The sequence below is a fragment of the Rhodococcus sp. OAS809 genome, from assembly GCF_040546695.1.
GTDB classification, from domain to species: domain Bacteria; phylum Actinomycetota; class Actinomycetes; order Mycobacteriales; family Mycobacteriaceae; genus Rhodococcus_F; species Rhodococcus_F qingshengii.
In genome coordinates this window covers 1,268,810-1,283,291 of sequence record NZ_JBEPOI010000002.1, presented here as the reverse complement: position 1 = coordinate 1,283,291, position 14,482 = coordinate 1,268,810, and the positions used below count along the sequence as shown (strand labels likewise).

Annotated in this window: 13 protein-coding genes; all 13 read right to left on the bottom strand. The window is 62.3% G+C overall.

Features of this window, described 5'->3' with window-relative positions:
- Window positions 1-11: 11 nt before the first annotated feature.
- The 13 genes from ABIE52_RS08895 to nuoF are packed head-to-tail and all read right to left on the bottom strand — an operon-like array spanning window position 12 to window position 14,481.
- A complete protein-coding gene (locus tag ABIE52_RS08895) occupies window positions 12-638 on the bottom strand; it encodes a class I SAM-dependent methyltransferase (protein ID WP_007735133.1) in 627 nt (208 codons plus the stop codon).
- Between the two features lie 20 nt (window positions 639-658).
- Window positions 659-1,375 carry a hypothetical protein gene (locus ABIE52_RS08890; RefSeq protein ID WP_192712493.1) on the bottom strand — a complete coding sequence of 239 codons (717 nt, stop codon included), beginning with the start codon at window positions 1,373-1,375 and terminating at the stop codon, window positions 659-661.
- Window positions 1,372-1,956, bottom strand: coding sequence for an RNA polymerase sigma factor (locus ABIE52_RS08885; protein WP_073512254.1), 585 nt, complete (start codon window positions 1,954-1,956; stop codon window positions 1,372-1,374). The genes ABIE52_RS08890 and ABIE52_RS08885 overlap by 4 nt, the downstream gene beginning before the upstream one ends.
- A 30-nt stretch (window positions 1,957-1,986) precedes the next feature.
- A complete protein-coding gene (locus ABIE52_RS08880) occupies window positions 1,987-2,670 on the bottom strand; it encodes a lysoplasmalogenase (RefSeq protein WP_047271434.1) in 684 nt (227 codons plus the stop codon).
- Between the two features lie 4 nt (window positions 2,671-2,674).
- On the bottom strand, window positions 2,675-4,270 hold the full coding sequence (gene nuoN / locus ABIE52_RS08875; protein WP_064444519.1) for an NADH-quinone oxidoreductase subunit NuoN: 1,596 nt from the start codon (window positions 4,268-4,270) through the stop codon (window positions 2,675-2,677).
- The gene (locus tag ABIE52_RS08870) at window positions 4,267-5,871 is read right to left on the bottom strand and encodes an NADH-quinone oxidoreductase subunit M (RefSeq protein ID WP_192712492.1); all 1,605 of its coding nucleotides are present in this window, start codon (window positions 5,869-5,871) and stop codon (window positions 4,267-4,269) included. Before ABIE52_RS08870 ends, nuoN begins: the two co-directional genes overlap by 4 nt.
- Window positions 5,865-7,757 (bottom strand): NADH-quinone oxidoreductase subunit L, encoded by a 1,893-nt coding sequence (gene nuoL, locus ABIE52_RS08865; RefSeq protein WP_192712491.1) that lies wholly within the window; start codon window positions 7,755-7,757, stop codon window positions 5,865-5,867. Before nuoL ends, ABIE52_RS08870 begins: the two co-directional genes overlap by 7 nt.
- A 1-nt stretch (window position 7,758) precedes the next feature.
- Entirely contained in the window at window positions 7,759-8,058 is a 300-nt protein-coding gene (gene nuoK / locus ABIE52_RS08860) for an NADH-quinone oxidoreductase subunit NuoK (RefSeq protein WP_003942238.1), read from the bottom strand.
- Window positions 8,055-8,852, bottom strand: a complete 798-nt coding sequence (locus tag ABIE52_RS08855; RefSeq protein ID WP_192712490.1) for an NADH-quinone oxidoreductase subunit J — start codon at window positions 8,850-8,852, stop codon at window positions 8,055-8,057. Before ABIE52_RS08855 ends, nuoK begins: the two co-directional genes overlap by 4 nt.
- Entirely contained in the window at window positions 8,849-9,406 is a 558-nt protein-coding gene (gene nuoI, locus ABIE52_RS08850; protein WP_192712489.1) for an NADH-quinone oxidoreductase subunit NuoI, read from the bottom strand. The genes ABIE52_RS08855 and nuoI overlap by 4 nt, the downstream gene beginning before the upstream one ends.
- Window positions 9,399-10,739: an NADH-quinone oxidoreductase subunit NuoH gene (nuoH, locus tag ABIE52_RS08845; protein ID WP_192712488.1), complete on the bottom strand. Its 1,341-nt coding sequence runs from the start codon at window positions 10,737-10,739 to the stop codon at window positions 9,399-9,401. The genes nuoI and nuoH overlap by 8 nt, the downstream gene beginning before the upstream one ends.
- Entirely contained in the window at window positions 10,736-13,165 is a 2,430-nt protein-coding gene (locus tag ABIE52_RS08840) for an NADH-quinone oxidoreductase subunit G (protein WP_058226273.1), read from the bottom strand. Before ABIE52_RS08840 ends, nuoH begins: the two co-directional genes overlap by 4 nt.
- Window positions 13,162-14,481 carry an NADH-quinone oxidoreductase subunit NuoF gene (gene nuoF / locus ABIE52_RS08835; protein WP_050655787.1) on the bottom strand — a complete coding sequence of 440 codons (1,320 nt, stop codon included), beginning with the start codon at window positions 14,479-14,481 and terminating at the stop codon, window positions 13,162-13,164. Before nuoF ends, ABIE52_RS08840 begins: the two co-directional genes overlap by 4 nt.
- Window position 14,482 lies beyond the last annotated feature (1 nt).

The window sequence follows — 14,482 nt, the reverse complement described above, 5'->3', positions numbered from 1 at the left end:
GAAGTGCCGGGTCAGGCGCGGGAGAACACCGCGACCAGGAATTCGGAATCCTCCTTGAACGGGCGAAGATCCCACGTGGAGAGCAGCAGATCAGCCTCGAGGCCACTCGCGGTCGCGTCGGCGAGAAACTCGGGGAACTCGTAGCCACGGCCGGCACCGAATCCGATGACCACTCGGCCGCTCGGAGCGAGATGACGAGCAAATCCTGACAATACTGCTTGCCTGGTGGACGGCGCGAGAAACGCCACCACGTTGCCTGCCGACACGATGACGTCGAAATCTGCCTCGACACCGCGGGCCGGCAGATCGAGTTCGGCGAGATCGCCGACAAGCCACGCCGGTCCGGGGTGGTCTTCTTCTGCGGCAGCGATGAGAACCGGGTCGACATCGACTCCGACAACCACATGCCCGACGTCGTGCAGATAACCGCCGAGTCGGCCAGGCCCGCACCCTGCATCGAGAACCCGGCCACCGCGTCCGAGCATCGCGTCGATCAAACGTGCTTCCCCGACAATGTCCTTGCCGTCCGCTCTCATGGAACGGAAACGCTCGACATATCGTGTGGAATGCGTCGAGTCGGCTGCAGTGATCTCTTCCCACTGGCTGGGGATGCGCTCGTTCGGGGCGTGTGCAGTCATCTTTCGAGGGTACCGACCGCTCACCGGGTGCCGACGACCGTCCCGTCTGCGGCATATCCGACGAGGGTTGGACGAGGGGACGTGAGCGACAGGGGAATCCATCCGTAGAAGCGGTCTTCGGCAAGAATTGTCGGATAGATCTGGCCGTCTGCGGTGTGAAGTTCGGCTCGGACAGCACCTCCCGCCCCTGCGTCGTAGGTCGCCTCGTGCGGACCGGCCTCGTACCCGGCGCCGCCCCCGAATGAATCTGCGCCGTACAAGTCAATTGATCTGCAGCCGTGTCCGAGGCCGATGAATTTCGACGGACCAACCTTGTCGATGTCGGCTGACGCCTCGAAAACCGGGGCGACGCACCTCCAGCCATTGGCGCCGTGGGCGACAAAGACGCTGAACAAGGTTCCGTCAGGTCCGGGAATGGACCCGACCCGCTCGGCGGTGGACGGATCTATTCCGCCGTTGGTTCCCGGCATCGTCTGCCAACCCGAGTACATGTCGGTGAACGCTTTCGGCATCATCCCCGTGGCAGCGGCGCAGCCCACCACCACTGCTGCGCAGATCGCCGCGACGAGAACGATGGCACCGACGCGACGGCGTGGAGCTTTGGTTGCCCCAATGTTGTTTTCGGTAGCCATGATTCGGGTGCGTGCGGCATCTTGGACGTTCTCGGGCCAGAGTTCGGCGGAAACCGTATCGCTTGGCCGCAGCCTCTCGAGCGTGGTCAGCAGATCTTTGGTCATGGGGTACTCCCATGTTCGGCGGCAGCGCAAGGTCGGGCGGTGTTCATCGGGATTACGGTGACGGATTCTGAAGTCAACCCGGCGCGCAATCGACGCCGAGCGCGAAAGAGACGAACATGCATGGCCGGAACCGAACACCCAGCGACCCGCGCGGCTTCGGTGGCGGTCAACCCGTCCCAGGCAGTCAGGAGCAGGGCTTCACGTTCGGTGACGGTGAGTGTTGTCAGTGCTTCGAGCAGTTCCGTGCGTTCGGTGACAGTGACGTCGGCGCCCGGCGTCGATGCCGCAATCTGCTCGATGCGTCCCATCTTCTCGGTGAGCGCGTCAAGGCGCCGAACGCTGCGACGGTTGTTGTTCACGGTGTTTCGAGCCACCACCAACAGCCACGGCAGTGCATGCTCGGGCACTTCGTCTAAGCGTCGCCAGGCAACGAGGAACGTCTCGGAGACAACCTCCTGCGCGCTGTGATGATCAACGTGGCGACAGGTATACGCGAACACCCGACCGGCGTAGGCGTCCCACAGGGCGGTGAACCGCTCTTCGCCGCTCGGCGGCGGCTGTTCCTCGGATTTCGGGGTCATATGAAGAGATGTCCGGCTGGCTGCTGATCCTTACAGCCTCTGAGCTAATGGACGGTTTGGCGTGTTACTCCGGCCGAGAACTCCCACTGTCAGAAGCAACAGAGCGAGGATGTACAGCGTCATGATCCAGATGCCCGCAGCGGCGGGCTGCCACTTGTTCGCCTGACCGAGCAGGATCAAGGCGTCGGAGACGAGGAAGAGAGCGCCGCCGATACCGGTGATCGTGTTGTACGCCAGTGCGGTTGATGCAGTTCCCACCAGGATTGCGGCGTACACGGGGACGGCAATTCGAAGTTCAGGTTCGAGACCGGGCCAGGTGTACGACACAAGAGCGATTCCAGCGATGGTGTAAGCGCACAGAAACCATGGCCGCCTTCGTATCTCCCGAAGAGCGCCGTGTGAGAGAAAGAATCGGATGAAGCAGAGGTGACCGATCGCGAAGGCTGCCATGCCGATGACAAACGTGGAGTCCCAGATCAGGAACAGGTCTCCGAAAGCACAGGCAATCAGTGCCGCAGCCACAACTCGAGGTCCGCGTCGGGCGACAACCCAGGCAGCCAGAATCGGCGCGAGCATGACCTTGGTGATCCCGTCCCAGGGCGCAGCATCAGCGGCATTGAGGATCAGATGGACAATCGCTACCGCTGAAAACCCGACAAACCATGGCGACCGGATGGTGCTCGGCAGTCCGGCGTCGCAATCAGATTCACCCATCGGCTCAGTGCAGGAAGTCCGCTGCACGCTCGGCGAGGTCGAGCGCCGGCTGGGGGAGTATGCCGAGGATGAGCGTGACACCGGCGCCGAGGCCGATCACACTGCTGGTCAGTGCACTCGGCACCACGACGGTCGGAGCGTCTGCGGCCGATTCGGTGAAGAACATCAACACGATCACTCGCACGTAGAAGTACGCGGCGATCGCGCTGCACAGGACGCCGACGATCACGAGAGGTGCGGCCCCGCCCTCGGCTGCCGCGCTGAACACCGCGAACTTTCCGATGAACCCACTGGTCAACGGGATCCCGGCGAAAGCCAGCAGGAACAGTGCAAAGACAACTCCGACCAATGGTGAGCGCCGGCCCAACCCGGCCCAGCGCGAGAGCGTCGCGACCTCACCGTCTGCGTCCCGAACCAGACTCACGACGGCGAACGCGCCCACGGTGCTGAATCCGTAGGCTAGAAGGTAGAACATCGCCGAGGCCAGGCCGGCGTCCGAATCCGCAACCACAGCGGTCAGAATGAATCCGGTGTGCGCGATGGCCGAATACGCGAGCATCCGCTTCATATCGGATTGCGTCACAGCGACGATCGATCCGACAACCATCGTGAGAATCGCGACCGCCCACATCAGTGGACGCCAGTTCACGTACTCGTTGGGCAGAGCCACATAGAAGACACGAAGGATGGCACCGAATGCGGCGATCTTGGTCGCAGTAGCCATGAAACTGGTGATCGGCGTCGGCGCCCCTTGATAGACGTCGGGAATCCACGAATGGAACGGCACGGCACCGACTTTGAACAGTAATCCCACGGCCACGAGTGCTGTCCCGAGCCACAGGAAGGCGTCGGTACCCGACCCGCTGCGAGCTGCGTCGGCGATACCGGAGAGCGTGACCGTCCCGGCATAGCCGTACAGCAACGCAATTCCGAAAACGAAGAACGCCGACGAAAATGCCCCGAGCAGAAAGTACTTGAGCGCAGCTTCCTGGGAGAGCAGGCGACGTCGGCGTGCCAGACCACACAGGAGATACAGAGGCAGTGAGAACACTTCGAGCGCAACGAACATCGTCAGCAGATCGTTGGACGCGGGAAAGAGGAGCATGCCGCCGACAGCGAAGAGGGTGAGCGGAAAGACCTCGGTCTGGGCGATACCCACCTTCACTGCTTCTTGCTCCGCAACACTTCCGGGGACGCTCGACGCTTGAGGGGTGAAACCGCCGAGCGCGTCGTGTTGCGCGATCACCTCGGCGGTGTTGCCCGAGCCTCGCTCGGCGATCAGCAGTACTGCGGGGATCGACACGAGAAGGATCGTGGCCTGCAGGAAAAGGGTCGGACCGTCGACCGCTACAGAACCCATCATCGCCGTCGACCGCGTGCCGGCGAGCAGAAGCACTGCCACGAATGCGGCCGCCAAGCCTGCGACACCGAGGACGAGTTGCACGGGGTATCGAAAACGCCGGGGTGCAAATGCCTCGATGAGTACGCCCACAACCGCAACACCGAACACGATCAACATTGGCGAGAGCAAGCTGTATTCGACACTGGGTGACGCCGTGCCGGCTGAGCCGAGGACGGTCACGTCGTTGAAGGAACTCATTTGTGGGCACCTCCTTCGTGGTCGGCGACGAGCGGGGTCGGAGCCTCGTCGACGACCGTATGGCTCACTGCAGGAGTGATGACGTCCAAGGCAGGCTTGGGGTAGATGCCGAGAAGCAACAGGAGTGCGATCAGAGGGGCGACCACCACGAGTTCGCGTCGAGCGAGGTCGCGGATCGTTCCCTGCTCTTCCTTCACAGGTCCGCCCATCATGCGCTGGTAGAGCCAGAGTATGTAGATCGCGGACAGGACAAGCGCGGCAGTCGCCGCGATAGCGGCCACGTGGTATCGCGAGTACGTCCCGATCAGCACCAGGAACTCACTGATGAACGGCGCGAGACCCGGCAGCGACAGCGTTGCCAACCCCGCAACGAGGAATGTGCCGGCAAGTACGGGTGCAACTTTCTGGACGCCGCCGTACGCCGCGATCGATCGAGTACCTCGCTGCGAGACGAGGAATCCCGCAATCAAGAACAGAGCCGCAGTGGAGACTCCGTGATTGACCATGTACAGCGCGGAACCCGCTTGGCTCTGGCTGGTCATCGCGAAGATTCCGAGAATGATGAAGCCGAAGTGCGAAATCGACGTGTAGGCGATCAGTCTCATGACGTCTGCTTGCGCGATCGCCAGTATTGCGCCGTAGACGATCCCGATAACGGCGAGCGTGATGATCCACGGTGCAAAGGTCGACGACGACTCCGGGAACAGTTGCAGGCAGTAGCGAATCATCGCGAACGTGCCCACCTTGTCCACGACCGCCATCATCAACACTGCTGTCGACGGAGTCGATTCCACCGCGGAGTCCGGCAACCAACTGTGCAGCGGCCAGAGCGGTGCTTTCACCGCGAACGCGAACATGAATCCGAGGAACAAGGCGTTGAGCACCCCGGGTCCAACACCGAGTTCACCGCTGTTTGCCGCTGAGGCGATCGCCCGGAAGTCGAAAGTGCCGCTGGCGAAGGGACTCTCGTCGCGCGTGGTGACCACATACAGGCCGATGACTGCAGCGAGCATGACCAGGCCGCCGAGGAGGTTGTAGAGCAGAAACTTCACGGCTGCGCGAGATCTGCCCACTCCGCCGAACCCGCCGATGAGGAAATACATCGGTATCAGCATTGCCTCGAAGAAAATGTAGAACAAGAGAATGTCCAAGGCGCTGAACGAAATCATCACCATGGACTCGACAACAAGGATCAGCGCGAAATAGGTGTGCGGCATTCTCTTGGGTGATGCCGGGTCTGCCGGGACGTCGTTCCAGCCCGCGATCAGTAGTAATGGCACCAGCACTGCGGTGAGAAGAACCAGAACGAGTGCGATCCCGTCGAGTCCGAGTGTGTAGCTGGTGCCGAAAGCCGGTATCCAGCTGTGGCTTTCGACAAATTGAAATTGTTCGCCGCCGCGGTCGAACGCAACTCCGAGAACGGCGGCGACCACCAGGACTGCCACGGACACAGCCAATGCGAGATACTTCGCAAATTGGTACGACCGTGCCGGCAGAGCGAGGACAACACCCGCTCCGATGAGCGGAAGCAACCAGAGCACCGTCAGCGCGGGGAAGCCGGTATTGGTCACAGAGTCGCTCACCGCCGCTTCGATCACCACAGTGTCACCGCCATCATTGTCGCGACCACGAGTGTTGCTCCGACAAACATCACCAGCGCGTACGAGCGAACAAACCCGGTCTGTAGCTTCCGCGTGAGCGCGGACAGCCCGGTGACGACCACCGCAAAGCTGCCCACGACGCCACCTATTCCCTTGGTGTCGAACACTTCCAACGACTTGGTGAGTTGTTGTCCAGGCTTCATGAACACCGTCTCGTTGAAGGCGTCACCGTACAGATCGCGGCGAGCCGCACCGGTCAACGGTGAAACCGGAGTCGGTGCCACAAGTGGAATCTCCCGGGTGGCGTACTCGCGATACGCAATCGCGACGCCGGCGGCAACTGCGAGCAGCGCCAGCGCGGTGATCGACCATGCGGGTATCTGCGGTTCGACGTGATGTGAGCCGACAACCGGTTCGAGCCAGTTCTGCAAGCTGGACCCGATGGTCAGGAGCATCCCGGCGCCGACGGACCCCACCGCCAGGATGATCATCGGAGACGTCATCACCGCCGGAGATTCGTGAGGTTTCTGGTTCTCCCAGCGGGCCTTCCCGAAGAAGGTCATCAGCATCACGCGGCTCATGTAGAAGGCAGTGAGGGCCGCACCCAACAGGGTGACGATGCCCAGCACAACACCCTTGATGCCGCCCTCGCCGATCGCAACCTCGATGATCTTGTCCTTGGAGAAGAACCCGGCAAACGGCGGAACACCGATGATGGCAAGGTATCCGAGCCCGAACGTGACAAAAGTCAGTGGCATGAACGCTCGGAGCCCGCCGTAGCGCCGCATGTCGGTTTCGTCGTTCATCGCGTGCATCACCGAACCCGCACCGAGGAACAGGCCTGCCTTGAAGAATCCGTGGGTGATCAGATGAAGGATTGCGAAGGCGTATCCAGCTGGTCCGAGACCCGCTGCCAGGACCATGTATCCGATCTGACTCATGGTCGATGCGGCGAGCGCTTTCTTGATGTCGTCCTTCGCGCAGCCGATGATCGCACCGAACAGCAGCGTCACGGCACCGACGATGACAACCACGAGCTGAGCGTCGGGTGCGAGATCGAAGATCGGATTGGAGCGCACGATCAGGTAGACGCCGGCCGTGACCATCGTGGCCGCGTGAATCAGAGCCGAGACGGGGGTGGGGCCCTCCATCGCGTCGCCGAGCCACGACTGCAGTGGCACCTGCGCGGACTTCGCGCATGCAGCGAGGAGGAGCATCAGGCCGATCGCCGTCAGGACACCTTCGCTTGCACCAGACGCGTCGGCGAAGACGCTGCTGAACGAGAGCGAGCCGAACGTGCTGAACATCAACATCATCGCGATCATCAATCCGATGTCGCCCACCCGATTGACGACAAAAGCCTTCTTGGCAGCGGTCGCCGCCGACGGCTTGTGCTGCCAGAAACCGATCAGCAGGTACGACGCCAAACCGACGCCTTCCCAGCCGACGTAGAGCCCGAGGAAGTTGTCGGCGAGCACGAGGAGCAGCATCGCAGCGAGGAAGAGATTGAGGTAGGCGAAGAACTTACGACGCTCGGGGTCGTGCGCCATGTAGCCGACCGAGTAGATGTGGATCAGCGAACCTACACCGGTGATGAGCAGGACGAAACACATCGACAGTTGATCAAGCTGCAGTCCGAACTCGACCTGAAGACTGTCGACCGGGACCCAACTGAACAGGTGCTCGGTGACGGTGCGGTCGGCGGTGTCGCGGCCGAGCATGGCGATGAAAAACACCACTGCGACGACAAACGACGCGAGTGCCATGACGCAGGCGAACAGGTGGCCCCACGCGTTCGTGCGACGACCCGCCAGCAACAGGACAGCGGCGCCGCACAGGGGCAGGGCGGGGAGCAACCAGATGGCGGACGTGATTCCTCCTGACATGTCAGTACTTCAGCAGGTCTGCGTCGTCGACGGATACAGAACGCCGAGATCGGAAGATGATCATGATGATTGCCAAGCCGACGACTACTTCGGCCGCAGCTACCACCATCGTGAAGAAGGCGAAGATCTGGCCGTCCAGATTGCCGTGCATGCGCGCGAAGGTCACGAATGCCAGGTTCGCGGCGTTGAGCATCAATTCGATACACATGAACACTACGATGGCGTTGCGTCGCAGGAGGACTCCCGCAGCCCCGATGGTGAACAACAGGACCGACAGATACAGATAGTTCTCTGGATTCATCGCTGCGTTTCCTCGCCGGTATCGGGATCCGGGGATCGCGGAGTGAGGGCGCTGCTGACGGAGAGGGTCGAGAACGTTCCGTCGGGCAACAACGCCGGCATGTCTACTGCGTTGTGACGTGCGTACACGCCGGGACTGGGGAGGGGAGTGGCCGAGCCCTTGTCGGGATTGCTCTCATCGCTGCCCAGGTACGTGAATCGTTGCTGCGAGAGTTCGCGTTGGCTGAGTGTGGCTCCGATCTTCTCCCGATGCGCGAGCATCATTGCGCCAAGTGTCGCCGTGATCAGCAGTGCGCCGGTCAGTTCGAAGGCCCAGACGTAGCGGATGAAGATGAGATCGGCGAGAGCGTCGATGTTGCCCTGGTCGAGTCCGGTGAATCCGGTGAACCCCGAGATCGACGCATTTCCGAGGCCGCCGATAAGGAGTAGCCCGAATCCGACGCCGATCACGATCGCGCTGACGCGTTGTCCCCGTAGCGTTTCGACCAAGGAGTCCGAAGAATCCACGCCGACCAGCATCAGGACGAACAGGAACAACATCATCACTGCGCCGGTATAGACGACGATCTGGACGACACCCAGGAACAGTGCGCCCTGCACGATGTAGAAGACGGCCAGGATGATCATCGTCATTGCAAGGAAGAGCGCAGAGTAGACGGCCTTGGGGGCGGCGACCACACCCAAAGCGCTGATCACCGCAAGGGTTCCGAGGATCCAGAACTGCACCGCCTCGCCGGTGGAGGTCGATGTCATCGTTCCCTCCGCCAGGATCGTGGTCGTGACCGCCGCGATCATTTCTCGGTCTCCGGGTTCGGCTCTTGCTCGGGTACTGCCTGTTCGGGAGCTGCTGTGATGTCGCCGCGGTAGTAGTCGTCCTGAGTTGTGCCGGGACGCAGCGCGTGTGGTGGCGCTGCCATGTCGGGTTTCAGGGGCGCGAGAAGGAGGTCCTTCTCGTAGATCAATCCGGCTCGGTTGTCGTCGGTCATCTCGTACTCGTTGGTCATGGTGAGAGCCCGAGTGGGGCAAGCCTCGACGCAGAGGCCACAGCCGATGCACCGCAGGTAGTTGATCTGATACACCCGCCCGTAACGCTCGCCGGGGGAGAACCGTTCTTCTTCGGTGTTGTCAGCACCCTCGACATAGATCGCGTCGGCGGGGCAGGCCCAGGCACACAGTTCGCAACCGATGCACTTCTCGAGTCCGTCCGCATACCGGTTGAGTTGATGGCGACCGTGGTATCCGGGCGCGGTGGGCCGCTTCTCCTCCGGATAGAACTCGGTCTCGGGTTTCTTGAACATTGTCGAGAGCGTTACTCCGAAACCCGCGATAGGTCCGAGGAAATCAGGCATGGGAGTCCTCCGATGTGTCGGAAACATCTGTCCGCCGCGGCGGTGGCACGTTCTGACCCGGTAGTTTTCGGGTCGGCAGCGTTTGACCAGGTAGGGGTGGAACCGGGAAGCCGCCCGACATCGCATCGAAAGGCCGGGTCCCCGAATCGGGCACCAACGGGGCGGTTCGGCGTCGGCTGCGATAAGTCCCGGCCAACACGATCAGGAGCGCAGCTCCGAGAACCAGTGCGACGCAAAGAAGTACGACCCAGGTGTTGTAGCCCTCGTTGCGGAACGCACGAACGGTCGCGATCACCATCACCCATACCAAAGCTGCGGGGATCAGAACCTTCCAGCCGAGATTCATGAACTGGTCGTAGCGCAATCGAGGAAGTGTGCTGCGCAACCAGATGAAGACGAAGAGGAAGCCCCACACCTTGGCGACAAACCACAGCACCGGCCACCAACCGGAATTGGCGCCGTCCCACAGGTTGAACGGGAACGGTGCGTGCCACCCGCCCAGGAACAGTGTCGTGGCCAGAGCGGACACCGTCACCATGTTCACGTACTCGGCCAGCATGAACATCGCGAACTTGAGTGAGGAGTACTCGGTGTGGAACCCACCCACCAGTTCACCCTCGGCCTCGGGAAGGTCGAAGGGAGCCCTGTTGGTTTCGCCGACCATGGCTGTCACGTAGATCAGGAAGGACGGCAGGAGGAGAAAGACGTACCAGGCACCTTGTTGGGCGCTGACGATGCCGGACGTGGACATCGTGCCGGCGTAGAGGAAGACTGCGGCGAAGGACAGCCCCATTGCTACCTCGTAGGAGATGACCTGCGCGGTCGATCGAAGTGCGCCCAGTAGTGGATACGTCGATCCGGACGACCAGCCGGCAAGCACGATCCCGTACACACCGATTGAAGTCACGGCGAGGATGTAGAGAACTCCGACCGGCAGATCGGTCAGTTGCAGGGGTGAAAGGGTTCCGAAGATCGACACCTGCGGACCGAACGGGATGACGGCAAAGGCCATGAACGCGGGCACGACTGCGATGACGGGCGCGAGGAGATAAATCGGTTTGTCGGCGCCGGTCGGTGTGATGCCCTCCTTGAGGGCGAGCTTGATTCCGTCAGCGAGACTCTGGAGCATTCCACGGGGGCCGACGCGGTTCGGTCCGACACGCATCTGCATGCGTGCCATGACCTTTCGTTCCGCGTAAATTGCCACCAGCGGTGTGAGTACGAGGAACACGAAAATGGCGAGAGCCTTGCCGATCACCAACCACCACGGGTCGTGCCCGAACGCCGACAGGTCGACCGGAGCTGCCACGGTCCCGTATTCGTGGGTGGTCATTGCGCTCCAGCCTTCGCAATCTTCACCACGGAACCCGCGGTAACGCAGAGCGTTTCGTAGATCGTGCTACCCGGTGAATTGAGTGGGAGCCAGACTGTTCGAGGCGGGAGTTCGGTGATCTCCAACGGTAATGTGATGGAACCGGATTCAGTCGACACCGCAACGTGATCGCCGTTGTCGGCGCCGATCTCGGCAGCGGTCTCGGCAGACAAACGTACGAGTGGGAGCCGTGCCGTACCCGCCAGGTTGGGCTCGCCGTCTTGCAGTCGGCCGTTGTCGAGCAGCATTCGCCAACTCGACAACACTGCCTCGCCCAGTGCCGGTGTGGGCATGGTGCCTGACGGGACCTGAGGCGAGGTGGGGCGCGATCCGGACCAAGCGCCGAGGCGGTGTATCTCCGAGCGTGCGGAATCTGCGTCGGGTAGGCCCAGATCGATGCCCATCTCGGCTGCGATCGCGTGGAGAACGCGCTGATCCGGCATTACTCCTGTCGTTCTCAACGCGGTGTCGAACACGCGCTCGCGGCCTTCCCAGTCGAGGAAGGTTCCGGGCTTCTCGGCGACCGGTGCCACCGGGAAGACGACGTCGGCGAGTTCGGTGACTCCGCTGTGACGGATCTCCAAACTCACCACGAACCCTGCTGCTTCGATCGCGGCCCTTGCCTTCGCCGGGTTCGGGAGATCACTCAATTCGACGCCGCCGACAAGAAGGGCAGCAGTCGTCTGCCCCGGATCCAGCAGACTCGCGGCGTCGCGCCCGTCGGATGCCGGGATGGAGGCCCCCCACACTGATTCCACCTCCCGACGTGCTGCCGGGTCCGCAACGGGGCGTCCGCCGGGAAGCAATCCCGGTAGTGCGCCGGCCTCGACGGCGCCGCGATCACCAGCGCGGCGTGGGACCCAAGCCAAACAAGCTCCTGTCGCTTCGGCGAGACGTACCGCCGCGGCGAAGCCGCCCGCCACCTCACTGAGTCGTTCGCCCAACAGGATCACTGCACCGGGCTGCCGGAGGAGCTGGCCCTCCTCGCTGCTGGGGTGAGACAACGAATCCATCAGAGCTGCTTCACTTCCGGGTACGGTCCGAAGCAAAGAGCCGCCCATCTTCTGCAGGCCGCGCGTAGCGAATGGCGCGCTGGAGAGCACCGTCGTCTTGCCGAAACGTGCGGCCTTGCGTAGCCGCAGGAAGATGATCGGTGACTCCTCCTCGGGCTCGAGAGCTACCAGCAATGCGGCCGGGGCCGACTCGAGGTCCTGGTACGTCACCGACTCTTCGAGTGTGCGGCCGGCGACGTGTGCTGAGAGGAAACCTGCCTCTTCGGCAGAATGAGCACGGATTCGGAAGTCGATGTTGTTGGTAGCGAGAGCAACTCGCGCGAACTTGCCGTAGGCGTAGGCGTCCTCCAAGGTAGAGCGTCCGCCGACGAGTACGCCTGCGTCACCGCGGGCCTGCGCGAAGGATCGCGCAACGAGGTCGAGTGCCATGGGCCACGACGCCGGAATCAATTCGCCGTCAGCGTTGCGGATCAGGGGAGTGGTGATCCGATCACCTTGGGTCGTGTACGTGAATGCGAAACGGCCCTTGTCGCAGTTCCATTCCTCGTTGACTTCGGGGTCGTCCCCGGCGAGACGGCGGAGAACCTTTCCGCGACGGTGGTCCGTGCGCTGAGCACATCCGTCGGCGCAGTGTTCACACACGCTGGGGCTGGACACCAGATCGAACGGTCGCGCCCGGAATCGGTATGCCGTACTGGTAAGCGCGCCGACCGGGCACACCTGGATGGTGTTGCCCGAGAAGTAGGACTCGAAGGGCTCGTTGGCGTAGATCCCGACCTGTTGAAGCGCGCCGCGCTCGAGGAGATCGATGAACGGGTCGCCGGCGATCTGGCCCGAAAACCGTGTGCATCTGGCGCAGAGGACGCAACGCTCGCGGTCGAGCAGGATTTCGGACGAGAGTGGGATGGGCTTGGGGTAGGTCCTTTTCTCCTCACCGAACCGGGATTCGGTGCGACCGGTCGACATCGCCTGGTTTTGAAGCGGACACTCGCCGCCCTTGTCGCACACGGGGCAGTCCAGAGGGTGGTTGATGAGCAGGAGCTCCATCACCCCGCGCTGCGCCTTCTCCGCCACCGGTGACGTGAGCTGTGTGGTGACGACCATTCCGTCCGCAACCGGTGTCGTGCAGGACGCCACCGGCTTGCGTTGACCTTCGACCTCCACGATGCACTGTCGGCACGCCCCGACCGGGTCCAGAAGAGGATGATCGCAGAACCGCGGAATCTGTGTGCCGATCATCTCTGCAGCGCGAATGATCAACGTGCCCTTGGGTACCTGGAGTTCCCGGCCGTCGATGGTGAGGGTGACCAGATCAGTGGGCGGTGCCGTGTCGGTCTTGGTGGCGTCGTTCTTGGTAGCGTCGGCTGCAGTCATGAGACGAACGCTCCTGTCGCGAGAACGGATCGGCGAGGATCGAACGGGCATCCGTTGCTGTCGAAATGCGCTACGTATTCCTCGCGGAAGTACTTCAGGGAGGACATGATCGGGCTGGTCGCTCCGTCGCCCAACGCGCAGAAGGATTTTCCGAGGATGGTGTCCGAGATGTCGAGAAGTTTGGTGAGATCAGCTTCAGTACCTGTTCCGCCTTCGAGCCGACGCAGGATCTGCACCAGCCAGTACGTGCCCTCGCGGCACGGCGTGCATTTACCGCAAGATTCGTGGGCATAGAACTCGGTCCACCGCAGCACCGCACGCACGATGCAGGTTGTGTCGTCGAATATCTGCAGTGCTTTGGTGCCGAGCATCGATCCCGCCGCGCCGACGCCCTCGTAGTCGAGTGGGACATCGAGATGTTCGTCGGTGAAGATCGGAGTCGAGGATCCGCCGGGAGTCCAGAACTTGAGGGTGTGCCCGGTGCGAACGCCGCCCGCGTAGTCGAGAAGTTCTCGCAACGTGATGCCGAGCGGCGCCTCGTACTGGCCGGGAGTGGTGACATGACCAGAGAGCGAGTACAACGTGAACCCCGGCGACTTCTCGCTTCCCATCGACCGGAACCACTCCGGGCCGCCCAGGACGATCGACGGCACACTCGCGATGGACTCGACGTTGTTGACGACGGTCGGGCAGGCGTAGAGGCCGGCGACGGCGGGGAATGGCGGCCGCAGTCGAGGCTGACCGCGTCGTCCCTCCAACGAATCGAGGAGGGCTGTCTCCTCACCACAGATGTACGCGCCTGCTCCGGCGTGCACGACGAGATCCAAGTCGAATCCCGAACCGAGGATGTTGCGGCCCAGGTATCCGGCCGCGTAGGCCTCGGCCACGGCGGTCTGCAGACGTCGCAGGACCGGGACCACCTCGCCCCGGACGTAGATGAACGCCTTGGCCGCTCGAATTGCATACGCCGCGATGATGACTCCCTCGACCAACGTGTGTGGGGTCGCCATCATCAACGGCATGTCCTTGCATGTGCCCGGTTCGGACTCGTCGGCATTGACGACGAGATAGTGAGGCTTGCCGTCTCCTGGCTTGTCTTCGGTGCTCTGTGGGATGAAACTCCACTTGAGGCCCGTCGGGAAACCGGCGCCACCGCGCCCACGAAGGCCAGCGTCCTTGACCGTTTCGATCACGGCGTCGGGGGACATGGCTAGCGCTTTGCGCAGGGCTTGGTAGCCGTCGTGACGAAGGTAGCTGTCGAGAGTCCACGAGTTCGGTTGATCCCAGTAGCGACTCAGGACGGGGGCGAGTGTCATG